This is a genomic window from Mesorhizobium sp. MC2-1-1, from assembly GCF_057597255.1.
Genome location: NZ_CP195205.1, coordinates 5527818 through 5550627 on the forward strand (window position 1 = coordinate 5527818; position 22810 = coordinate 5550627).

The window sequence follows — 22810 nt, forward strand, 5'->3', positions numbered from 1 at the left end:
GGGTCCTTTTCAGAGCGGGTCTCGGGCGATGGGGCAGGTCATGCAATGGCCGCCGCCGCGCCCGCGGCTGAGCTCGGCGCCCTCGACGGTGATCACCTCGATACCCGCGCGGCGCAGCAGCGTGTTGGTGTAGACATTGCGGTCGTAGCCGATGACGACGCCCGGCTCGACCGCGACGACGTTGTTGCCGTCGTCCCACTGCTCGCGCTCGGCCTCGTAGCGGTCGCCGCCCGTGGCGATGATCCGCAGCGACTTCAGCCCGAGGGCCTCCGCCACGACCGTGATGAATGGCTCTTTTTCTTCCCTGACCTCGACCGACGCATCGCCGTCTCCGGGCCGGATCGAGAAGGTGCGCAGCCTTTCGACCACGGGCGGATACATCGTGGCGAGGTCCCGGTCGCAGAAGGTGAAGACGGTGTCCAGATGCATGAAGGAGCGGTCCCGCGGCATCAGAGCCGCGATCACGCGTGTGGCTTCTCCGGCGGCGAACAGGCTGCGGGCAAGATCACCGACCGCCTGCGGCGTGGTGCGCTCGCCCATGCCGACGAGAACGACGCCCCCGCCGACGGGCATGACGTCGCCGCCTTCGAGGCTGACGCCTGTTCCTGCCTGGGGCGAAACGAACGGGATGCCGCTGTCGCGGAACCTCGGGTGGAAGCGGTAGACGGCCTCGACGTTGGCCGCCTCCGGCCGCCTGGCGGGCCAATACATCGGGTTGGCCGACACGGCGCGGTAGATCCAGCAGGAGCTGTCGCGGGTGAACAGCTGGTTGGGCAGCGGAGGCAGCACGAAGTCCTGTGGCGCGAGCGTCCTTCCGGTCAGTCCCTTGGGCTCGAACGGGAGTTCGGCGCGGGCTACGCCGCCGACGAGACAGGTTGCCAGCAGGCCGGCCGACATCTCGTTCAGCCAGGCACGCATCTCGTCGACCATGTCGAGGCCGACCACGCCGGCATGCACCCGGCGGTCGAGAAGCCAGTCGCGAGCCTTGCCGAGGGCCATCGTCTCGGCAAGCAGTTCGCCGAACGAATGCACCACCACGCCCCGCTCGCGTAATGCGTCGACGAATACGTCGTGCTCCTGGCGCGCCCGCTTCACCCACAACACGTCGTCGAACAGCAGCGCCCTGCAGTTGTCCGGTGTCAGCCTGCGCAGGCTGAGATCCGGCCTGTGGACCATGACCTCGCGCAGGCGACCGACTTCCGAATGCACTCCAAGATCAGTCATCGGATAGCCTCTCAAAGTGCGCTGACGGCGCCGGTCCACATCTCGTAGACGGCAAGGATTGCGACCCCGACGAGGGCGACCGCGATGACGGCTTCCACCGGGTGGAAGACACGCTGGTTAGCCTCGCGGCGGGCCCAGACGTAGAAGATGATGCCAGGGGCATAGAGGATCGCGCACATGAACAGGTACGCGGGCCCCGCCGCATAGACGAGCCACAGCCCATAGATCGTGGCCAGCGCGCCGGCCAGGAGCGGTCCGGCACGCCCCTCGCCGCCCTGGTAGCTTTCTCCGGTCAATGCCAGTTTCGCGGCGAAGGCTCCGGAGAAGATGTAGGGCACGAGGATGGCGGTCGAAGCGATGTAGAAGAGCGCCTGGTACGTGCTGTGGGCAAAAAGCGTGATCACCAGGAAGGCCTGAACCAGCAGGTTGGTGATGAGCAGCGACGCCGAAGGGACGCCGCGTTCGCTTTCCCGGCCGAAGAATTTCGGCATGGTTCCGTCTTTTCCGGCGACATGCGGAACTTCCGCCGCAAGCAGCGTCCAGCTCAGGAAGGCGCCGACGACCGAGACGACGAGCGCGAGATTGATGAGCATGGCGCCCCAGGGCCCGACAACCGCCTCAAGCACGCCCGCCATCGACGGGTTCTTCAAGGCGGCGAGTTCGGGCTGGCTCAGGATGCCGAGCGAAAGCAGCGATACCAGCGCGTAGAGCGCCAGGCAGGTGAAGAAGCCGAGCACCGTCGCGGTCGCGATATCCTTGCGGCGCTCCGCCCTGGCGGAGAAGACACTGGCGCCTTCGATGCCGATGAAGACCCACAGCGTCACCAGCATCGTGCTCTTGACCTGGGCGGCGATGGTGCCGAGCGAGGCGTTGCCGAGCCCGGTGAAGTCGAGTGACCACACATTGAGCTTGAAGGCGACGGCGACGATCCCTACGAACAGGATGACAGGCGCAATCTTGGCCACGGTCACGACGGTGTTGACGATCGCGGCCTGACGGATGCCCGCGAGGATCAGAAAGTGGATGAGCCACAGCAGGACCGATGCGCCGAGCACCGCCTGCCACGTATTGCCGTCACCGAAGGCTGGGAAGAAGTAGGACAACGCGCTGAAAACGATCACGGCGTAGGAGACATTGCCGACCCATGCGCTGATCCAATAGCCCCAGGCGCTGTTGAAGCCTACGAACGGACCGAAGCCGGCCTTGGCATAGGCGTAGGGGCCATTGTCCAGCTCGGGCCTGCGCACCGCCAGCGACTGGTAGACGAACACCAGCGCAAGCATGCCGACCGCGGTTATGGTCCAGCCGATCAGGATGGCAAGCGGACCGGCGCCGGCCGCCATGTTCTGGGGCAAGCTGAAGACGCCCGAGCCCACCATGGAGCCGATCACGAGCGCGGTCAGCGATCCCAGCCGGAGCTTTGTCGACACCGGGGTCGCGGCTTTTTCCCGGATAGGGACATTGATGTCTGTCGTGGCCATGAGGCCCTCCCACTTTGGAACTATGGGAGCAGTTCAACAGGAAAGAGGAACGGGCGGCTTTGATACCGGTCAAATCCGGATCCTCATGCTGGCCGCTAGGCTGTGACGACCCCCTATCCGAGCAGCATGGCGCCGTAGCCAGCGGCGGCTGCGGTCAAAGTCATGCCGGCGAGGGGCAACCAGTACCTCGCCGGACCCGCGAACACAGCCAGGGACAGGCGCCCGGTCGCGTTGGCCATCAGCGCCGTCAGCACCGCCTGTCCCACTATCTCCCTCGACATCGAACGGTTGACCAGCCTTAGGGCGCTGAGCACCGAAGCATCGACATCAAACGCGCCCGCGATCGCGGAGCTCATCAGCAGGCCTTGTTCCTTGAATTGGAGGGCCAAGGCGGCGCTCGCCGTCGAGGCCACTGCGAACAGGAGCGCAAAGATCAGCAACGGCACCAGTTCGAACGGGTTGCGCGCGGCGCCAGGGCTCTCCGGCCTTCGCCCGTGGATTGCCAATGCGATTGCTCCACAGATGCCGAATGCCAGCGCCGCGGCGAGCGCCGGTAAGGCGATGAACGCGCTCACGGCCGGCGCCAGCATCAGGACCACCAGGCAGACGCGCAGGATCGAAGTCATCGCGGCGAGCGAAGCAGCGCCGGCGAAGGACAAGGAATTGTCCGACGCATTGGCGGTGCGGGCCAGCGACAGGGTGACGGCGGTCGACGAGACCACGGCGCCGGCCAGCGCGCTCACAATCAGACCGCGGGCGTTTCCGAGGACGCGCGTCGCCACATAGCCAGCGAAGGAAATCGAGGCCATCAGCACCGTCAGCAGCCAGATCTCCCGCGGGTTGAAGCCTCCCCATGGGTCAAATGTGCGGTTCGGCAGCAAGGGCAGGATTATGGCGGTCATCACCGCCAGGACCAATGCCGAGCGAAGCTCGATCCAGGTCAGGCGTTTTAGGAGCCCATGCAGGATTTCACGGCTGGCGAGCAGCGCCGCCAGCGCCGCGCCACCCGCGGCGGCAACACGAAAATCGCCGGCCACGCAAAGCGCGCCAAGGGCGAAGACAGTCAGGCCCGCGATAACGGTCGTCACACTGAAATCCTCGTCGTGCGCGGCCTCGCGTGCCTTGTACCAGGCTAAGATGCCGGCGAAGGCAAGGAAGCCCGCGACCAACACCGAAATCGCGTTGAGCGCTTCGGCCAAGGCCGTGACAAGCCCGCCGAGAAGTCCCGCGATGCCGAATGTGCGAATGCCGGCTGTTCGGCTGCGGTCAGGCGCGTCGCGCTCTCTCCAGCCACGTTCCAGTCCGACGAGCAGGCCTATCGCCAGGGCGACTCCGAGCTGGGCGATGAGCGTGTCCATGGCGGAACCTCAGCTTGGCGGCATAGGTGAGAACCGCATTGACGAGTGGTCGGCTTGGCGCGGGCTCTGCTCCCTGCCATGGTAAGGCTAGAGTAATTCCAGGAAAAGTGTGAGCGGTTTTCCGTCCGCAATTGCGTAAAAACAAAGAGATAGAACGGTTTGCCGTTTCCAGGAAATGGTGAAGCGCTTTAGCCTCTTCGATGCTTCTCGGCGGCCCGAGACTTCCGTGTTGGAGATCCTGTAGAACACGTGCGAAAGATGTTCCAGATCCGCGAAGTTGGCCGGCTGAGCGCACCCGTCTCCCACCAGTCGGCGCGCTTGCTCAGCACGTGCCATGCATGGTCACGCTGCGTCTCGTGTCCGGTCGGCTTTCGAACGACATCAGGCTCTAGCTGCCGGCCTCGGGGCGCGATTTTCTCGCGGTGTGCGCACCGGAGCGCCTCCTTTCGTCAGCATTCACTCGGGCGAGGGCCATGATGTCCAGGACCTCGCTGTCGGAGAGCTGCGGGAAGTTGCCATAGTAATAGCTGAGCGCCCGGAACCGGGCAGGCTGGCTGAGGCAGATCATCAAATCCGCTTCTTGCGCAAGTTCGTTCGCGGTGTCTGTCGGCGCCACGGGAAGCGCGACAACGATCTTCCGCGGTGAACGCCGCTTCAACGCGCGAATGGCGACCTTCATCGTCGTTCCGGTCGCCGCCCCGTCGTCGACGACGATCACGGTTTTGCCGGCCACCGCCAGGGGCAGGTCTTTGCCGCGATATGCCGCCCGTCGCCGTTCCAGTTCGGGGCGCTCCTGTGCGATCAGAACACGAAGCGCGCCGTCATCGAGAGCGTATGCCTCCACGATCTCGCGATTGAGAACGACGTCCGGCGGGTCGCCGTCCACGATGGCCGCCACGGCCAGTTCGGGATTGCCGGGTGCTCCGACCTTGCGGACGATCATCAGATCCAGCGGCGCTTCGAGGGCCTTGGCCACCTCGGCGGCCACGGGAACGCCACCTCGCGGCAAGGCCAGTACAATCGGGTCCTTCAACTGAAGCGGCTTCAGGGCTGCCCCAAGCTTCTGTCCGGCCTCCTGGCGATCGCGAAACATCGGTCATCCCTCCGGCCAGAGTTGGCGCAGTGACTTCTTCATCGAGTTTCGGACCTGGACGATCTCGCCGTGGGAAATGTGCCGATCAAGCAGCTTGAACACCGCCGCGATCGCCTTGTCGGTGTCGATCTCCTGCTCGTAGCCAAAGCTGTCGCGGACGCGGATGACGAAGTCGTGCTTCGTCCGTTCCCAAGCCGGCTTGGCCGGGCTCCATCCTTCAAAATAGATGCCTCTGATGAGTGTCGGCAACTGGGCCGACAGGTCGGCCATCTCCTCCGGCGAGAGCCAGTCGCGCAAGGTGTGCAGTACCGCCTTTAACAAGCGGAATGCGCTCTGCTCGTTCCAGTCCAGATCCCTGGCAAGCTCGTTCACCCATTGCCGCGCCTGGTCGGCGGCATGCGTGATGGAAGTGTGCGAAACAGGGTGTGCCATCCTCGTCATCCTTCGGCTGTTTTCATTCTCCGACGCTGGAAATCGCTGTGCATTGCTCCGGATCAAAAAATTTACGCCCTGGATTTCAGCCGCCCGCTTTGTTCACCAGCAGTGGAATGATGCGATCGGTCTTGGCGACGGCGGGTCGGCCGGAGCCGGCATAGGGGATGCCCAGCGCATCCCAGGTCTCGACCAGTGCGTCCTGCAATTCGGCGATCAGCGCGTCGGAGTGGAACGGCGTCGGCGTGATGCGCAGCCGCTCGGTGCCGCGCGGCACCGTGGGATAGTTGATCGGCTGGATGTAGATGCCGTGCACGCCGAGCAGCCGGTCGCTGGCCATCTTGCAAAGCTCGGGATCGCCGACCAGCACCGGCACGATGTGGGTGGCCGATTCCATCACCGGCAGCCCGGCCGCGGCAAGCACCTGCTTGGTGCGCGCCGCCTGGCGCTGCTGCGCGTCGCGTTCGGCCTGCGAGCGCTTCAGGTGACGGATCGAGGCGGTGGTGGCGGCCGCGATCGCCGGCGGCAGCGCCGTGGTGAAGATGAAGCCCGGCGCGTAGGAGCGCACCGCGTCGATCACGGCACTGGTGCCGGTGATGTAGCCGCCCAGCGTCCCGAACGCCTTGGCCAGCGTCCCCTGGATGATGTCGATGCGGTCGGCCAGGCCTTCGCGCTCGGTGATGCCGCCGCCGCGCGGCCCGTACATGCCCACCGCATGCACCTCGTCGATATAGGTCATGGCGTTGTAGCGCTCGGCGAGCTCGGCGATCTGCCTGATCGGCGCGATGTCGCCGTCCATCGAATAGACGCTCTCGAACACGATCAGCTTGGCGCGCTCGCGGCCCGCCGCCTGCAACAGGCTCTCCAGATGCGCGACATCGTTGTGGCGGAAGATCTTCTTTTCCGCGCCCGACCGGCGCACGCCCTCGATCATCGAGGCATGGTTCAGTTCGTCGGAAAGCACCAGGCAGTTGGGCAGCAGCCGGGCAATGGTCGAGATCGAGGCCTCGTTGGAGACGAAGCCGGAGGTGAAGACCAGCCCGGCTTCCTTGTCATGCAGGTCGGCGAGTTCCTGCTCGAGCTCGACCAGCGGGTTGGAGGTGCCGGAAATGTTGCGGGTGCCGCCGGCGCCCGAGCCCATCTTGCCGGCCGCGGTCTGGAAGGCGGCGATCACATCCTCGTTCTGGCCCATGCCGAGATAGTCGTTGGAGCACCATACGGTGATCTCCTGGGCGCGGCCGTTGGAACGCCAGATGGCGCGCGGGAACTTGCCCACGATGCGCTCGAGATCGGCGAAGACGCGGTAGCGTCGCTCAGCGTGCAGCTGGTCGATCGCATCCTCGAAAAACCGCTGGTAATTCATGTCGAGCTCCTGTGCAACAAATCCATATCCGCGGTAGTGCGTGGACCAACGCAAGTTGCACTTTATGAGGCTTGCGAACGCCTCACTTTGAGCTATGTCAATTTGCTGAGCCCGACCCGCCGGGCTTGCGTTTCACGAGAAAAATCGCTGACGGCGATATTTGGAGTACTGCCGCGATATTTGGAGTACAAATGATAAGATACAGCGAGCATTGAAGGTGGCAGGTCGTGGACAGGTTCATTGCAAGGGCTAATATTGCCCATTTCGAAGACCTGCTCGCCAGGGAAACCGAGCCGGAGAAACGTCGGGTGATCGAGGCGCTGCTTGCGCGTGAAAGGCAGAAGCTCGAAATTGCGGAGCAACAATCCAACGCATCCGGGAAACCTTCGTATCCATTGAAACCCGACGATTCATCAAGCTAGATCGAACAAGGCCTGGTAGAGCGGATAAGGTATCTCAGTGCACCGCTCGGTGCACTGAGAAACAATTTCCCACGCCGCTAGGCAGCCTTGACGGTGATCTTCTTCTCGGCCTTCTGGGCTTCGGCCGTCTTGGGCAGCTTCACGGTCAGAATACCCTTGGTGAATGAGGCATCGATCTTGTCGACATCCACACCCTCGGGCAACTGGAACGAGCGCTGGAAGGATCCATAGCGGCGCTCGGACAGGTAGTAGTCCTTATCCTTTTCCTCTTTTTCTTCCTTCTTCTCGCCCTTGATCGTCAGCACGCTGTTGGCGAGCCTGATCTCGACGTTCTTTTCATCGATGCCCGGAAGTTCGGCCGTAATTTCATACGCATCGGCCTTTTCCACCAGGTCCATCGCCGGCGCCACGGACCATTCACCGCGCAACTTCGACCGTACATCCCTGCCAAAGAGCGAACGGGTGGAAGGAAGATGGAAATCAAAGGGATGGAAATCATCGAACAGCCGGTCGACTTCGCGTCGCAGGCTCTCGAAAGGTCCCACCCAGTTGTCCGATCGGGCGGGAGCGTTCTTCTCGGTCTTCACGGGTAGTTTGGTAGCAACTTCAGCCATGGTTCTTCTCCATCAGATGGATTGAGGAATAAGCTCCGCTGTCTTCACTCTTTCACCTGGTTTTCCGGCACGCGTCGGAGACAAGCCAGCGAATCCGCTCGGCAGGCTTCTCGCTGACTGGGCCATCTGCTTGGCGGTTTCCGCATCTGCACGGTCGATCGCCTCCGCATCGCCATTCATGCTCAACCTGTCGAGATCGGTATCAAAGCACCGGAGTGCGCGGCCGTTGTTGATCCGCGTCAAAGCGCGACGAGAATCTTCGATCACATTGGGCGAATGTGGAATCCGATCGAAAGCGCGCCCTCCGGTCGCAGTCTCGAACTAGCCGTCATCGACGCCGATGGCGTGCATGCGCTCGTGTTCCCATGTGAGAAGGCGCCGGCGGGTTGGAAGAACGCTGTGACAGGCGCGAGAGTCGATATACGCCCGACCCACTGGCGTGCCTGGAACACGGAGACAGGGCAGCGGGACTTTTGGCGACATCCAAGCTAAGATCTGTCGCGCGTGAGTGCGTTGCGGTCCCCAGGGGGACGACAAAACAAGCCTTACCGCGCTTGAGATCGTCTGGCGCGACCGGCTTCAGCCCTTCGGGTCGGCGATCAAGGCCATTCGCACCAGATGCGAGAGGCTGCCGGCCCCCATCTTGCTCATGACATTGGCGCGATGGATTTCAACAGTTCGCGGACTGATCCCAAGATCATAGGCAATCGTCTTGTTCGGCAGCCCGGAAACGAGGCCATCGAGCACTTGGCGCTCTCGCTCCGACAGCGTGGCCAGATTCTTCCGGATCTCGGTCGATTGCGGGTGCGCCGCAACGGGCTCGCCGCGATTGTCCAGGGCGGAACGAATCGCATCGATGAGCACCTGATCGTCGAAAGGTTTTTCGATGAAATCGGCGGCGCCCTCCTTCATCGCCTGGACAGCCAATGCGACATCGGCGTGCCCGGTCATCACAATCACGGGCACGGCAAGGCCACGAGCCTTCAGCTGCCGCAGGAACTCGATCCCATCTATGCCGGGCATACGTACGTCGGTGACGACGCAGCCGTCGACCTCCTTCGGTTCTGTCGCCAGGAACGCGGTTGCCGATTCGTACAGACGCACGGCGAAATCGGCCGTCGCGAGAAGGAATCCCAGCGACTTGCGGACGTCGACATCGTCGTCGACGATATGAACAACGTCATTGGCCAATTGCGACCTCTTCCTCTTCAACCGAGCGCAACGTGAACCGAAACGCGGTCCCTCCGCCCGGCATCGCTTCCGCCCAAATATGGCCGCCGTGAGACTCGACGATCGTGCGACAGATCGACAGGCCGACGCCCATTCCATGCTTCTTTGTAGTGACAAAAGGCTGAAAGAGTTGGTCTGCAACTTCGGGTGCAAGTCCCGGACCGGTGTCGATCACACCAACTTCGGTCATGCCATCGTGCCGCGCCTTGGTCACGACACGCAATTCCCGGCGGGGGGCGCCCTGCATGGCTTCTACGGCATTTCTCATCAGATTGAGCAATACCTGCTCGATCTGAATTCTGTCGGTCAAAACAAGCACCGCCGCCGGATCGAGATCATAATCGACCCGCACATCCACTTCCCTTGCGCCGACCAGAGCAAGCGATGAGGCGTCGTCGATGAGCGTTGGCAGGCGTTCGACCTGACGCTCGCTCTCGCCCCTGGCGACAAAATCCCTGAGGCGACGGATCACATCGCCGGCGCGCAAAGCCTGTTCGGCAGCCTTTTCCACGGCTTCCCGCAACATTGCGGCGTTCTCATCCTTGCTCTTTTCGAGCAGTCGGCGGCTGCCCTTGAGATAGTTCGTGATCGCCGTCAGAGGCTGGTTTATCTCATGGGCCAATGTCGAGGCCATTTCGCCGAGCGCGGTGAAACGTGCCATGTGCAGGAGCTCCTGCTGCTGTTCCTGCATCCTGGCTTCCGTTGTGTGGCGCTCCGTCAGGTCGCGACAGAAGCCTGTGAAGAAGCGGCCGGTCCCGGGATGCATCTCGCCGACCGCGAGTTCCATCGGAAAGGTCGATCCGTCCTTGCGCATCCCGGTCACCGTGCGGCCGAGACCGATAATGCGACGCTCCCCCGTTGTCAGGTAACGCTGCATGTATGCGTCGTGCTCTTCCCGGTATGGAGAGGGCATCAACATCTTGACGTTTCGTCCGAGAACCTCGCCGGCCTTGTAGCCAAACAAGATCTCCGCCGCCGTGCTGAAGGACTGGATGTTGGCGCCTTCGTCGATGACAATCATGGCATCGGGCACTGTCGCCAGGATCGAACGCAGATGATCCTCGCGCAGCCGCAGCGCGGCATTGGCAAAGGAAAGATCGCTGACGTCGGTACCCTGAATGAAAATTGCGGTAATCCGGCCGTCACTGGCCCTTATAGGCTGGTAGACGAAGTCCAGGATACGTTCCTCCGGAAGGCCGGTTTCGTCGTTGCGCAGGACGATTTTGGCATTTCGGCCGACGTAAGGTTCGCCGGTTTCGCTGACGCGATCGAGCAATTCGAAGAACCCCTGACCCTCGAGCTCGGGCAAGGCCTCGCGGAACGGCTTGCCGATGACCTGCCGCTGGCTGATCAAACTTTGAAACGCGGCATTGGTCAGCTGAAAGATGTGGCCCGGCTCGCTGAGCAAGGTTATGAAACCCGGAGCCTGGTCGAACATCAGGGCGAGAAGCTCGTGTTCCGGCAAGCTATCGACGACCGGCGATGCCGCGGCTTCTGGCCTCCCTTGCTCCATCTTGCTCACAAGCGGTCTCCGGATCGGGCAACTGCGGCGGCCGCCGAATTAGCACTCATTTTCGCCCGCCAACCGGCCGCGCCGTCATTACGATTTTGATCTGCATCAAGGCGCCAAACGCCCGCACAATGCAAGTGACGAGGCATTCCGCGTTAAGAGCGAGGTGATTGCATGTCCTATAAAACGATGATCGTCAATCTGGCCATTGATGCAAACCCCGCCCCGATCTTGAAGCTGGCAGCGGAACTGGCGCAGCGTTTCGATGCGCACCTCATAGGGCTTGCCGCCGCCGATGTTCCGCCTTTGGTGTCCACGGGAGAGGGTCTGGTCTACGAAGGCGAGGTTATGCAGGTCGAGCGCGCCGAGATCGAGAAGCGACTTGCCGAATTGCGCGACACCTTCGAGAAGCTCGTCCCGGACTCCGTCAGCAGCGAATGGACGCAGTACATTTGCGGACCGACCCGCGCTCTCGGGCTGGCCGCCCGTTCAGCCGATCTCATCGTGACAGCCGATGGCGGGGAGGACGTCTTCCGCGCCGTAGATGTCGGAGGCCTGGTGCTCGGCGCGGGCCGGCCGGTTCTGGTCGCGGCGAGCGATGCCGAGCACCTCCTGGGGAAGACCGTCCTTGTCGCCTGGAAGGACAGCCGGGAAGCGCGAAGGGCCTTGTCTGATTCCTTGCCGTTTTTGGCCATGGCCAACGACGTGGTCATCGTCACGATGCAAACCGAGGCCGGAGACGATGTGCGAAACAGCCTTGCCGACGTCGCGGTCTTTCTGGAGCAACATGGCGTCACGGCGCGGACCGAGGTGATCGCCGGCAATGCGGATGGTGGGAAACTGGCGGCGTTTGCGCGCTCAATCCACGCCGATCTGATCGTCTCCGGGGCCTATGGACATAGCCGGCTGCGGGAATGGGCCTTCGGCGGGGTGACACGCACGCTCATCGGCGAGAGCGGCATCAATCGCCTCCTGTCGAACTGATGGGCCGGCCATGGTGAGCGGTGGAGCCGATCCTGCGGAACGGGCGACGGTCCGGCCCACCGAGCTCCCGCCGATCGGCCGCGCGCCCGATGTCGCAAAGCAAGCCTACTGGTCGCTTGAAACGGATCAACTGGTCGGGCAGCTGGAGACCTCCACCTCGGGACTCCTGAGCGTGGATGCAGCCGCTCGGCTTGCCAAATTCGGACCAAACGCGCTGACGCCGCGGTCGAGCCGGTCGGGATTGGCTGTATTCGCGCGCCAGTTCCGCAACCCGCTGGTCCTCATCCTGGTCTTTGCCGCTGCCGTTTCGGCGTTCGTCGGCGAGGGTCGTGAAGCCGTGATCATTGGCGTGATCGTGCTTGCCAGTTGTATCCTCAGCTTCACCCAGGAATATGGCGCCTCTCGCGCCATGGAGACGCTGCAGCGGCGGATTCTCCCGCAAGGCCACGGTGCTTCGGGACAGCTTCGAACGGAGTGTCGATGTCGAGGCCATCGTTCCTGGCGACATCATCTGCCTGTCGGCGGGAAATCTCATTCCCGTCGATGGCGTCATCCTTGAGTCGCGGGATTTCAACGTCAGCGAATCCGTGCTGACCGGCGAGACCTTTCCCGTTGTGAAATCCGTCGGCCGCTCTGCGCCCGAAGCCGGGATCGCGCAGCGCACAAATGCTGTCTTCACCGGCACCTCGGTTCGCAGCGGAACGGCGAAGGTGCTCGCCGTCGCCACTGGAGCGCGGACCGAGTTCGCGTCGATCGCCGAGGCCTTGCAGCGACGGATCCCGGAAACCGAGTTCGCCCGGGGCATCAGAATGTTCGGATATCTGATGACCGAGATCATGCTTGCGATAGTCATCATTGTGTTCTTCGCCAACGTGATGCTCGACAGGCCGCGGATCGAATCCCTCTTGTTTTCGCTTGCACTCGCTGTCGGCCTGACGCCTGAACTGCTTCCGGCAATCATCAGCGTCACCCTGGCCAGAGGTGCGCGGATGATGGCCGCCAGCGGCGTGATCGTGCGTCGCCTCGACGCGATCGAAAACCTCGGCAGCATGGACCTGCTCTGCACCGACAAGACAGGAACGCTGACGGAGGGCGTCATTCACCTCGACGGAACGTTCGATGCCGGGGGCGCCGCTTCGAAGGACGTCCTGCTTTGGGCACGATTGAACGCGACTTTGCAAACGGGCCTGAAGAATCCCCTGGATGAGGCAATTGCAGGTGCTCCGCCTGGCGAGGAGGATTTGTCCCGCTTCAGCAAGATCGACGAGATTCCCTACGATTTCGTCCGTAAGCGGTTGTCCGTCGCGGTGCAGGACAGCGCGCGCGAACAGATACTCATCACCAAGGGCGCCGTCCAGAACATCGTCGAGGCATGTGGCTTCGTGCAAGGCCCGCACGGCTCGACACCCCTCGGCGCCGCGGAACGCCAGGCGATCGACGAGAAATTCCGGGGCTGGAGCGCGCAAGGGTATCGCGTTCTGGGCTTGGCGACCCGGAGATTCCAGAACAAGGCGGGCTTCAGCCGCGACGACGAAACCGGAATGGAATTCGCGGGATTCCTGCTCTTTCTCGATCCCCCAAAGGAGGGCGTACGGAAAACACTGTCGGCGCTGGCCGACCGCGGCATCGGCGTGAAGGTCATTTCCGGCGACAACCGCTATGTCGCCGCGCATCTGGCAGAGGCTGTGGGACTCCGGTCCGACAGGATCATGACCGGCGAGGATCTGTCCAAATTGACGAAGAATGGGTTGCTGGCCAGTGTGCGCCACACCGATCTCTTCGTGGAAATCGATCCGAACCAGAAAGAGCGGATTGTCGAGGCGCTGCGCCGGAACGGCCATGTCGTCGGCTATCTTGGCGACGGCATCAACGATGCGCCGGCGCTTCACGAAGCCGACATCGGCATCTCGGTCGATACCGCTGTTGATGTCGCTCGCGAGGCCGCGGACATCATCTTGCTGAAGCGCGACCTGGATGTGCTGGTGCGGGGCGTCGACGACGGCCGAAAGACGTTCGCCAACACGATGAAATACATCTCCATCACCACCAGCGCCAATTTCGGCAACATGATCAGCATGGCCGCCGCCTCGCTCTACCTGCCGTTCCTGCCGCTGCTGGCCAAGCAGATTCTGCTGAATAACTTCTTGTCCGACATTCCGTCGCTTGCGATCGCGGGCGACAGGGTTGATGCCGACCAGTTACGCAGACCGCGCCACTGGGACATTCATTTCATAAGACGTTTCATGGTGAGTTTCGGATTGGTAAGCTCCGCGTTCGACTTCGCCACCTTCGCGTTCCTTCTGTTGGTTGCGCATGCTGCGGAGGCCGAGTTTCAGACGGCCTGGTTTGTTGAATCGGTGTTGACCCAGTTGGCCATCCTTTTCATCGTGCGTACCCATGTGAGGCCGTGGAACAGCCGTCCCAGCCGCTTGCTTGCTGGGCTCGCCCTCTGTGTCGGTGTTATTGCTGTTGCTCTTCCCTACGCCCCGTTCGCCAGTTGGTTCGGCTTTGTGCCGCTGCCGGGGCTGGTGCTTGCCGGGCTTCTCGCGATTACCGCGCTATACGTGCTTGTGTCGGAGGTCACGAAGAGCTGGCTGTTCGCCCATGGCAGCCGAGGCAAGCGCAGACGAAAGGCGATTGGCCCGCATCTGGACCGAGCCACAACCAGCCCCGGCCGAACCGCGGGCTAAGGGATGTAGCTCGATGACCGCCCGTGAGCGCCACGCGCGCCGGTCTCCAAGTGGAGGCGTGCGCTTCTTGCGTGGCGGCGGATCAAGGTCGACCGCCGAAAAGTCACCCTCCGACCGCGGCCTTGGTGACGTTCACGCCGAGGTCGTAGACCAGCTGCCCGCCATAATAGCCTGTCACGGTGACCAGCGCCGCGCCGGCTATTTCAATGGCGGGAATGGCGGGTGTCAGCGTGCCCAGCTCTCGATTCCGCAACCACAGCACAAGCCGGAGCAGGCCCCAGCCCAGAAAGCTAAAGGCGCTGATCTCGCCCAGGCCCTCATGGATTTCCGCTATCTCGCTGCTGAAGCCGGCGGCTTCCGCATGATCGAGGGCCATGCCGCCGAAGTACCACGTGCAGACGGCAAACAGCCCTGCGCCGACTGCGGCAAACGTGGAAATCGTCCCCACGCCCGAGCGTGTCGTCACGGCGTTGCGGTTGGTGAGCGCGGCAAGGTCTATGATCACGAGCACGTACATGAGCACGATAGGGAAATGTACGAGCATGGGGTGGATATGCTGAATTTCGGGCATTGCGAATATTCTCCAGGACGATTGGGGCTGATGGTCGTTGGCCGCTCGGTCGGCCGTCAGTCGTCGCTGTCGCCGATTTCCTCGTCTTCGCGGCCACTGCGGGCGCCGGATACAGTCTTGCCGTCGCCGCATTCGTCGTCGCCTATACCCTTGACTGACTTGGGACCGGTGGCGCTCATCACGGGGATGGCATTGAGGTCGATTGTCGCCGAGGAAGCGGCGGGTGCGGTTGCGCAGGATCCATGGTCGGATTCCGCGGCGGCGGGTATGACAAAGGCCGTCAGACCTCCGAGGGCGACAAGCAAGACAGGAAAGTTGCGCATGGTTTCGTATCCTTCTGCGAGCACCCGTCATCGGGCGCGACGGCTCTTGATAGAGGTGTGCGCCTTGCCGTCGGCTGACGTTGATTGACAGCGGTTTGACAGCTTCCGCATGCAACAGCTCTTTTCCATGAAAACCGTGTCGATGAGCCTGGCAGCTCTGGGCGTGGCCGCACTCGTGCTGGCCGCGCCATTGGCCGTCAGGGCGCAGGATGACGACGATGACCACGACCGGGCGCGCGACCTTTACGAGCGCGGCGAAATCGAGGGCCTCGCCGATATCATGGCCGTTGTCCGCGCCAAGGCTCCCGGTGAGATTGTCGCGGTCGACCTCATTCGCGCCGGAGGCAAGTGGATCTATCGGTTCCAGGTAGTCGCTGCCGACGGCAGGCGCCGGATCGTTGACGTCGACGCGGGCGCGGGCGGTGTTTTGAGCGGCGAAAGCGACCACAAATGAAGATACTCGTGGCGGAAGACGAACCCCGTATCGCGGCCGACATCGCGGCGGTCTTGAAGGCCTCGGGCATGGCCGTCGATATCGTGGACAACGGTGAAGCGGCCTGGTTCGCAGGCGATGTCGAGAACTACGACGCGGCGATTCTCGACCTTGGATTGCCGAAGCTCGACGGCCTTACCGTGCTGAAGCGCTGGCGCGCCAATGGTCGCCGCTTTCCCGTCCTCATCCTGACGGCGAGAGGGCTGTGGACCGAGCGCGTGGAAGGCATCAACGCCGGCGCCGATGACTATCTACCCAAGCCCTTTGAAATGGAGGAACTGCTGGCGCGACTGCGAGCCATCCTGCGCCGCTCGAGCGGGCAGGCCGCTCCGGTGTTGCAATCAGGTCCCTTGCTTCTCGACACGCGCCAGATGCGCATCTCGCTTCGCGGCGTTCCGGTAGCGCTTTCGCCGCTGGAGTATAGGCTTCTGGCGTTCCTAATGCATCATGCCGGCCGTGTGGTCTCATCGACTGAACTTTCCGAGCATCTGTACAGCTCCGACAATGAACGCGATCCGAACACGATCGAAGTCATCGTCGCGCGCCTGCGGCGGAAACTCGGCAGCGATGTCATCGAGACCCGGCGCGGTTTCGGCTACCTCGTGCCAGACGGGCCTGGTTGATGCGCAATTCGATCCGTTTCAGGCTCTGGTCGGCCGCGGCAATATCGATCCTCATTGCCCTTGCCATCGCTGGTGTCGGTCTCCGTTATCTGTTTGAACTGAACGTCGAGCGGCGTGTTGTCAGTGAGCTGACGGACGATCTTAACGAATTGATCGCAGCGACGAGCTTCACGGCCGATGGTCGTCTGGTGGTGGCGTCTACGCTCGCCGACCAACGCTTCTCCAGTCCGTTGTCCGGCCATTACTGGCAAGTGGAGGATGTGGCCACGCACAGCCTTGTTCGATCGCGTTCCCTGTGGGATGCAACGCTGACCCTGCCCAAGCAGGCCGCCAGTGGTGAGCTGCGGAAGGAAGAACTCAAGGGTCCGGGCGGCGAGCTGACCGTAGCCGTCATACGCACGATCACTGATGCCGACGGGAGGGCATTTCGCGCCGTGGTGGCGGAAGACCACCGCAATGTGGAAGTTTCGGTCGGCGAGTATGTTCGTGACCTTGCGCCCGCGCTCATTGTGCTGGCGTCCGCCCTGATGGGAGCTTTCTTCATCCAGATCACCGTCGGTCTGGCCCCGTTGGAGAGCCTGAGAGTTGCCCTCAAGAACGTGATCGCGCTGCGGACGGCGCGACTTGACGTGGCCGCGCCGAGCGAGGTGCAGCCCCTCGCCAACGAGATCAACCGACTTCTCGATGCCCAGGAGAAAGCGCTTTCTCGCGCGCGCTCGCGCGCCACCGACCTTGCGCACGGCCTCAAGACGCCGCTCCAGGTTCTGTCGGCCGACATCCGGACTTTGCGCAAGAAGGGCGAAAGCGAGCTTGCCGACGAAATCGAGAAAAGCGCGAGCGCCATTCGCCGCCACGTCGAGCGGGAGCTGGCACGGGCTCGTCTGGCGCCCGGCGTTTCCGGCGACGCCGCGTGTCTTGTCCGGGACGTGGCGAGCGGCGTCGTTGCCGTCGTCAAACGCACGCCAAGGGGCAGGCAGCTCTCATTCGTGATCGATGCCGCCGAGGATTTCATCGCGCCGGTCGATGAAGGCGACCTGTCCGAGATTCTCGGCAATCTGGTGGAAAACGCGACGCGTTTCGCGAAATCCGTGGTTCATGTGAGCGCATCCGCGAGCGCCGGCGAAGTGATCATCAAGGTCGTCGACGACGGGCCGGGCATTCCCGAAGCCGCCCGGGACGCCGCCTTGCTGCGCGGCGTTCAGCTCGACAGCAAGGGCGGCGGTAGCGGCCTTGGCCTGGCGATCGTTTCGGACATCGTTGAAGCCTATGGCGGCCGTATCGAAATGGCCAATGCTCATTCCGGTCTGGCGGTCACTATCCACCTGCCGCGTCATTGTTGAGCGGCGGTCAAGCAAATCCGGGGAAGTAATCGACCTTGATCCTGGAACGCCTGACGCCCATTGCCAAGAGCGTCTTGCGCACTGCCTTGACCATGCTCTGCGGCCCGGAGACGTAGAAGGTGCGTTCGAGATAGTCGGGCATTGTGAGGCGCACCAGGCGGGCGTCGATATAGCCGGGATACTGGCCGCGCACCGCGCCTTTGGCGACGGCATGGAATATCCTTACGCCCAGCTTGCGCCGCGCTGCGTCGAGCACGTCGCGATAAGCGATGTCGTCTTGCCTCTCTGTGCCGTAGAGGACAACAACAGGCCGCGCTTCGTCGCGGTCGATGAGATATTGCAGCATCGAACGGAATGGCGTGATGCCGATGCCGCCGGCCAGGAAGGCGATCTTGGTCTTAGGGTCGGATGGGAGCGTGAAATCGCCGGCCAGTTGCGACGCGTGGATCGTGGCGCCGGGTCTCATGCCGCCCAACGCCCGCTTGAAGGCGCTCGACTGCGGATAGAACTTGACGCCCAGCCGCACCGATTGTTCGGTAGGTGATGAAGCGACTGTGAAGTAGCGCCGGTTGCCGCGATTGTCGGAACGATCGAGCCCAAGCGTCCATTCAAGGTATTGGCCCGCCTGAAAGGCGAGCTTCCGCTGCGACCTGAAGATGAAGTCGTAGCTGTCGACGGCGGTTTGCTCGATGCGTTCCAAAGTCAACACGAACCGGCCCTTCGGGCTCACGGCGTAGGCGAAGAGGTTACCCGCCAAGAGAGCGAGTTCGGGCGTGAAGTAGAACGAGCCGATATGGATGTTGGGTGCGAACAGGAAGCCGACGATGCCGGCAAACGCGATACGCGGCCAGCGTGTCGTGGGCGCCGTCAGTGGCTCGGTCAGCATCACGAAGGCGAAGAACAGCAGCGGTGACGAGCTGAAAGTCTCCGTGAGCGCGGCGCCATATTGAGACGGGTCGGTGGTGGCCAGTATCGTCGCCAGCGCCGCCCCAAGGAACGTGGCGACAAGATCGAGCCGGCGCAGCTTGCGTACCACCAGAGCGCCGCCCACAAGCACCAGGGGGAGCAGCCAGATGCTGCCGCCCACCCACCATGTGGCGGGACGGTCGAGCAGGAGCGCCGTCAAGGCAACGCCCAAAGCGGCCGGATTGAACAGGTGCTTCCTGCCGACGGCCAGGATATATTTCGACGAGATCGCCCACACCGAGGCGAATGCCACGGCGCCTATGGCCTTGGCGTCGGTCACGGCAACCGGATCGAGGATGAGCGCCAGGATCATCGCGGTGATGTGGACCGACTCGCCATTGGCCGGAACCTCGAAGATGCGTGCAAAAACCCTGTTGGTGATCCAGCAGGTGGCCAGCACCAGGGCGGTCGTAAAGGCGAGCTCCATCGGGTCATGCGGTACAAGCTTCAGGAAGCCCAGGACGAAGGCGGCACCAAGCAGCGCCACCAGATAGTAGAGCACCAGCCGGTACATGGTGATGTGGTCGAGAAGCCGGTCGATGGTCTTGATCATGGCTGGCAGAAGGCTCCAAAACCGCTTGTCGGCGTGGCACGGCGGTTGCTGTCGATAAGATATCCCTCGAGCCCCGGTGTCTGCTCGATGAAGAGGATGCCGTCCCTGCCCATCGCAAAGGCGGCGGTGGCGAAGCGGTCGGCCTCGAGCACATCGGGGCCGATGACGGTCAGGCTGACGATGTCGCTGATGGGGTCATGAGGCGCGCGAGGATTGTAGATGTGCTGTCCGCGCGCATATGTACCGGACGTGGCGACGCCATGCCCGCGCGGATAGATCACCTTGACGATCTCATTTGCCTGGAAGGGATTGCGGATGCCGACGCTCCAGTCCTGGCCGGACACATTCCTGCCGGAGGATTGGATGTCGCCGCCGGCCTCGATGAAGAAGTCGCTGACGTTCGCCCGGCGGACGATCTCGGCAGCGTTGCGGATGGCCCAGCCCTTTACGATTCCGGAGGGGTCGAGCGCGCCGTCGGGCTTGTGGATGTCGAAATACCCGTCGGTTTCCCTCCTGGTCTGCTCCGCGATCCTGATCACGTCCATCATCTGGCCGCTCCAGTCGCGGACCGGAATGTCGCCCCGGTTTATGGCCGAGATCTCGCTGTCCTGACGGTAAGTGCTGAAACGCCGGTCGACCTCGTCGAAATAGTCGAAGACCCTCCCGACGAGGTCGCCTGCCGAGTGGCCGAGGTCGACGGTGATGGGCATGCCCATCATTATTCTCGTCTCGCGCATGCGATTATGACGACGCCTTCTTCAGGGCGCCGCCCAGCGACTGGATGAAAGCCCTGCTGGTCAGCGTGGCGCCCGAGATGATGTCGACATCGGCGCTTTGCGCGCTGATCGCCTCGTCGCGCAGCATGGGCAACGCCTGCCGGTTGATGCTGATGGAGGTGCGGCGGTCATTGGGGTATTTCAGGACCTTGAGCGCCGTCAGGCGGCCTCCCTGGACGAGCGCCTGGATCTGGATGATGCCGTAATAGGCGTCGGCCGCAGGGCCGGTGTAGACCCCGTCGGCATAGCCCTGGGCAGCGGGCTTCATGGCTGCATGGATCACGCGCGCGGTTGGTTGGGGATAGGCCGGTCGCGGCTGTGGGATCGGAATATAGACGGCAGGTGTCGCCGCGAACGTCGGCTCAACCGGCGTGGGCGCGCTCGCAATCGCCGGCGCGGGATCATGCTTCGGCGGAAGCGCCGGCTTCGCGGCCTGCGGCGGACTGACGCTGTCCGGCTCCGGCTTCGGAGCCGTTGCGATCGATGCCGTGGTGTCCGCTTTCACGTCGACCGGCCTCCGTGGGGCAGGCTCCCCCTGCGCATCCTGGGGAACTATGCGCTGCGATTTCGCTGGCGCTATGATCGGATCGGCCGACGCCGATGAGGCGGCCGGCGGGACAAATGGCTGGTAAGTGCCCTGCGTCGCGGCATTGGCGGCGCCATCCATGTCGACGAGGTCGTTGGCGGGCGGCGTGCCTGCCTGATCCCAGACATAGGCGCCCGATGAGGCGATAACGAAAAGCGATAAGGCGATCTGTTTCATAAGCATTGCATCCCGGCTTCAAGGCGCGCAGCGGCCGGACCGCTGCATGCCTTCTCGCAGCAATATCTCATGAGTTAGCTGACAGCTGGCTGTCAGCGCCTTGGCCGGCAAAAAGTGTCGCACCGGCAATCCATGCAGCCATTTGACTTGGATCAGGGCATTTGCTCCGATCATGACGCAATGAAGCAGCATTCCCGCGCTTGCCAGCCGCCCAGCCTGGCAATGTTTGCCGACCGAGGAGTGTGCCGACATGAATTTTCTCGAATACCTGATTGGAACGGATGCTCGAACCGCCTTGATGGGGCGCATGATGCAGAAAATGGGCGTCGACAGGCAGCTGAAAGTCGTGGCGGATCACATCGCTGTCACCAATCGCGCCGTCGATCGGTGCCGGTCTTGCGGCCATCAGGATGAATGCGCGGCCTGGCTCGACGAAAATCAGCACGTGGATCACCCGCCGGCCTATTGCCGCAACGACGATCTGATCGCACGTCTGCAATCCATCCGTTGATTGGACGCCAACCCGGAGCCTGATCCGGCCAGGCCGGACGAGAATAGGCGATTTCGCCCTCGCAATATTCGACGGTTCTGGAAGCGTTTGACGACGGCCCGCGCAGGTGGGACGGTTTATAGGTTGGGTGCGAGGCAGGCAGTTTGGACAATCCGCATTTTCTGGAGGCATTTCTTCTTTTCGCCGCGCCGGGGCCGACCAACGCTCTTCTGGCGGCGGGCGCAGCCAAGCGAGAGAACGCCATCACGCTCCTTGTCGCGCAGGCATGCGGATACGGGGTCGCGGCGGCCGTCTGGCTTTTGCTGCGTTCCCTGGTGCCGCCCGCCGCTATCCAGGCGGTTCAACTGGTTGCCGCCGCATGGCTGGTGATACTCGGCTATCGCCTGATAGCCGTCAAACGCGCCGACGCCGCTGAAAGCGGCGGCACGATCTCCATCCTCGCAACCACCGCCCTCAATCCGAAGGCGTTTATCTATTGTGTGGCCATCGTGCCGATGGACATCGAGGCGGCCGCGTTGGGCGGCGCCTGGATCGCGCTGCTCGCGGTCACGGCAATTACCGGGGCGATGTGGCTGCTGCTGGGCGGGCGGCTGTGTGGCGGCAAGAGGATGGCAGACACAATCGCCGGCGCGGCGCTCATTGCCTTTGCGCTGCTGTTGGTTCGACCCTTGATACCCTTGTCCGGGATTTGAGAGGTCCGGGACCAGCAGAGCGCGCCGGAAGCGCGACGCTCTTCAAGAGACAAGCACGACCGACAACGGCCCGGCGCAGAAGAGCTTGTCCGTGACCTTCTTGACCCCGGCAACGTTCTCGGCGGCAACGAGCGCGGCTTTTCGCTGACGTTCGTCGAAGATGACGCCGCTCAGTTCGACTTCTCCCTTGTCAACGGCGACGCCGATAAGGTCGCCGCCGCTCCAGGACTGCCCCTGCAGCTCGGCAACGATGTTCGCGCGTATGACCTCGTCATCGGCGGTCGCCGCGCCTGATTTGGGCAGGATCCTGAGCAGGGCGCGCAACAGATCCGAGCGGGTTATGATTCCTACCATTTTACCGTGGTCAAGAATTGGCACGTTCTTGATGTCGTGGCGGGTCATCAACTCGACGATCTCGGCAAGGGATGCGCCAGGCGGCGCCGACACGACGTGCGTCGTCATGACGTCGCCGATCCGGCGGCCGCTTGTGCGCACATATTCATCGGCGATCTTGCCGGGACCGGTCAGGAACTCGAGCCAGCGCGGACGAACACGCTGTGTGCCAAATTCCTTGCGGCGGAGGAAGTCTCCCTCGCTGATGATGCCGACCATGGCGCCGTCGCGCGTGACCGGCAGACAGCTGATCCGCCTGGTCAGCATCAGGTCTGCCGCGTCGGTGACCGAGGCCGAAGCATCGATCGAGATCGCCGGCGTCGTCATGATGTCCTGGGCCTGCATCAATACGTTCTGCTCCTCGTCAGGTTTTCTGGGCGCCGGCGACGACGACGCCTCGATCCA

Annotated in this window: 22 protein-coding genes and 1 pseudogene; 8 read left to right on the plus strand and 15 right to left on the minus strand. The window is 62.9% G+C overall.

Annotated features, from left to right (window positions below; translation table 11 throughout):
* Positions 1–9: 9 nt before the first annotated feature.
* The 6 genes from ACR64R_RS27160 to hemA all read right to left on the minus strand — a co-directional run bounded on the left by ACR64R_RS27160 (position 10) and on the right by hemA (position 6951).
* Entirely contained in the window at positions 10–1224 is a 1215-nt protein-coding gene (locus tag ACR64R_RS27160; RefSeq protein ID WP_487359307.1) for an arginine deiminase, read from the minus strand.
* 11 nt (positions 1225–1235) lie between these two features.
* A complete protein-coding gene (gene arcD / locus ACR64R_RS27165) occupies positions 1236–2705 on the minus strand; it encodes an arginine-ornithine antiporter (protein ID WP_487359308.1) in 1470 nt (489 codons plus the stop codon).
* 113 nt (positions 2706–2818) lie between these two features.
* A complete protein-coding gene (locus tag ACR64R_RS27170; RefSeq protein ID WP_487359309.1) occupies positions 2819–4063 on the minus strand; it encodes an MgtC/SapB family protein in 1245 nt (414 codons plus the stop codon).
* A gap of 388 nt (positions 4064–4451) precedes the next feature.
* Positions 4452–5156: a phosphoribosyltransferase gene (locus ACR64R_RS27175; RefSeq protein WP_487359310.1), complete on the minus strand. Its 705-nt coding sequence runs from the start codon at positions 5154–5156 to the stop codon at positions 4452–4454.
* Positions 5157–5159: 3 nt separating this feature from the next.
* On the minus strand, positions 5160–5588 hold the full coding sequence (locus tag ACR64R_RS27180) for a DUF2267 domain-containing protein (protein ID WP_487359311.1): 429 nt from the start codon (positions 5586–5588) through the stop codon (positions 5160–5162).
* 85 nt (positions 5589–5673) lie between these two features.
* Positions 5674–6951 (minus strand): 5-aminolevulinate synthase, encoded by a 1278-nt coding sequence (gene hemA / locus ACR64R_RS27185; RefSeq protein WP_487359312.1) that lies wholly within the window; start codon positions 6949–6951, stop codon positions 5674–5676.
* Between the two features lie 227 nt (positions 6952–7178).
* On the opposite strand from hemA, the gene ACR64R_RS27190 reads away from it, so the two are divergent.
* Complete coding sequence (locus ACR64R_RS27190; RefSeq protein ID WP_487359313.1) at positions 7179–7373, plus strand: hypothetical protein; 195 nt, start codon at positions 7179–7181, stop codon at positions 7371–7373.
* A gap of 77 nt (positions 7374–7450) precedes the next feature.
* On the opposite strand, the gene ACR64R_RS27195 is transcribed toward ACR64R_RS27190, so the two are convergent.
* The 3 genes from ACR64R_RS27195 to ACR64R_RS27205 form a co-directional block, all read right to left on the minus strand.
* The gene (locus tag ACR64R_RS27195) at positions 7451–7987 is read right to left on the minus strand and encodes an Hsp20/alpha crystallin family protein (RefSeq protein WP_487359314.1); all 537 of its coding nucleotides are present in this window, start codon (positions 7985–7987) and stop codon (positions 7451–7453) included.
* A gap of 579 nt (positions 7988–8566) precedes the next feature.
* Positions 8567–9178 carry a response regulator FixJ gene (gene fixJ, locus ACR64R_RS27200; protein WP_487359315.1) on the minus strand — a complete coding sequence of 204 codons (612 nt, stop codon included), beginning with the start codon at positions 9176–9178 and terminating at the stop codon, positions 8567–8569.
* Positions 9168–10655, minus strand: coding sequence for a PAS domain S-box protein (locus ACR64R_RS27205; protein WP_487362560.1), 1488 nt, complete (start codon positions 10653–10655; stop codon positions 9168–9170). The genes fixJ and ACR64R_RS27205 overlap by 11 nt, the downstream gene beginning before the upstream one ends.
* Positions 10656–10901: 246 nt before the next feature.
* Here ACR64R_RS27205 and ACR64R_RS27210 point away from each other — a divergent pair, with 246 nt between their 5' ends.
* Together ACR64R_RS27210 and mgtA are read left to right on the plus strand one after the other, a co-directional pair.
* Entirely contained in the window at positions 10902–11711 is an 810-nt protein-coding gene (locus ACR64R_RS27210) for a universal stress protein (protein ID WP_487359316.1), read from the plus strand.
* Positions 11712–11721: 10 nt separating this feature from the next.
* Positions 11722–14401 (plus strand): annotated as a pseudogene (gene mgtA, locus ACR64R_RS27215) (magnesium-translocating P-type ATPase).
* Positions 14402–14504: 103 nt separating this feature from the next.
* On the opposite strand, the gene ACR64R_RS27220 reads toward mgtA, so the two are convergent.
* Complete coding sequence (locus tag ACR64R_RS27220) at positions 14505–14972, minus strand: DUF2231 domain-containing protein (protein ID WP_487359317.1); 468 nt, start codon at positions 14970–14972, stop codon at positions 14505–14507.
* A 56-nt stretch (positions 14973–15028) separates the two neighbouring features.
* The gene (locus ACR64R_RS27225; protein ID WP_487359318.1) at positions 15029–15295 is read right to left on the minus strand and encodes a hypothetical protein; all 267 of its coding nucleotides are present in this window, start codon (positions 15293–15295) and stop codon (positions 15029–15031) included.
* Between the two features lie 109 nt (positions 15296–15404).
* Between ACR64R_RS27225 and ACR64R_RS27230 the strand changes: the two genes are divergently transcribed.
* From ACR64R_RS27230 to ACR64R_RS27240, 3 genes are read left to right on the plus strand one after another with little or no spacing between them, the layout of a single operon-like run.
* Positions 15405–15749 carry a PepSY domain-containing protein gene (locus tag ACR64R_RS27230; protein WP_487359319.1) on the plus strand — a complete coding sequence of 115 codons (345 nt, stop codon included), beginning with the start codon at positions 15405–15407 and terminating at the stop codon, positions 15747–15749.
* Positions 15746–16411 carry a response regulator transcription factor gene (locus ACR64R_RS27235; protein WP_487359320.1) on the plus strand — a complete coding sequence of 222 codons (666 nt, stop codon included), beginning with the start codon at positions 15746–15748 and terminating at the stop codon, positions 16409–16411. Before ACR64R_RS27230 ends, ACR64R_RS27235 begins: the two co-directional genes overlap by 4 nt.
* Positions 16411–17751: a sensor histidine kinase gene (locus ACR64R_RS27240; RefSeq protein WP_487359321.1), complete on the plus strand. Its 1341-nt coding sequence runs from the start codon at positions 16411–16413 to the stop codon at positions 17749–17751. Before ACR64R_RS27235 ends, ACR64R_RS27240 begins: the two co-directional genes overlap by 1 nt.
* 7 nt (positions 17752–17758) lie before the next feature.
* Here the strand turns inward: ACR64R_RS27240 and ACR64R_RS27245 are convergent, their stop codons facing one another.
* The 3 genes from ACR64R_RS27245 to ACR64R_RS27255 are packed head-to-tail and all read right to left on the minus strand — an operon-like array spanning position 17759 to position 20809.
* Positions 17759–19270, minus strand: a complete 1512-nt coding sequence (locus tag ACR64R_RS27245) for an RnfABCDGE type electron transport complex subunit D (RefSeq protein WP_487359322.1) — start codon at positions 19268–19270, stop codon at positions 17759–17761.
* On the minus strand, positions 19267–19986 hold the full coding sequence (locus ACR64R_RS27250) for an FAD:protein FMN transferase (protein ID WP_487359323.1): 720 nt from the start codon (positions 19984–19986) through the stop codon (positions 19267–19269). Before ACR64R_RS27250 ends, ACR64R_RS27245 begins: the two co-directional genes overlap by 4 nt.
* Positions 19987–20011: 25 nt before the next feature.
* On the minus strand, positions 20012–20809 hold the full coding sequence (locus tag ACR64R_RS27255) for an FMN-binding protein (RefSeq protein WP_487359324.1): 798 nt from the start codon (positions 20807–20809) through the stop codon (positions 20012–20014).
* A gap of 250 nt (positions 20810–21059) precedes the next feature.
* Here ACR64R_RS27255 and ACR64R_RS27260 point away from each other — a divergent pair, with 250 nt between their 5' ends.
* Complete coding sequence (locus tag ACR64R_RS27260; protein ID WP_487359325.1) at positions 21060–21320, plus strand: DUF6455 family protein; 261 nt, start codon at positions 21060–21062, stop codon at positions 21318–21320.
* A 143-nt stretch (positions 21321–21463) separates the two neighbouring features.
* Positions 21464–22012 carry a hypothetical protein gene (locus ACR64R_RS27265; RefSeq protein ID WP_487359326.1) on the plus strand — a complete coding sequence of 183 codons (549 nt, stop codon included), beginning with the start codon at positions 21464–21466 and terminating at the stop codon, positions 22010–22012.
* Positions 22013–22054: 42 nt separating this feature from the next.
* Here the strand turns inward: ACR64R_RS27265 and ACR64R_RS27270 are convergent, their stop codons facing one another.
* Positions 22055–22750, minus strand: a complete 696-nt coding sequence (locus ACR64R_RS27270; RefSeq protein ID WP_487362561.1) for a CBS domain-containing protein — start codon at positions 22748–22750, stop codon at positions 22055–22057.
* Positions 22751–22810: the final 60 nt, after the last annotated feature.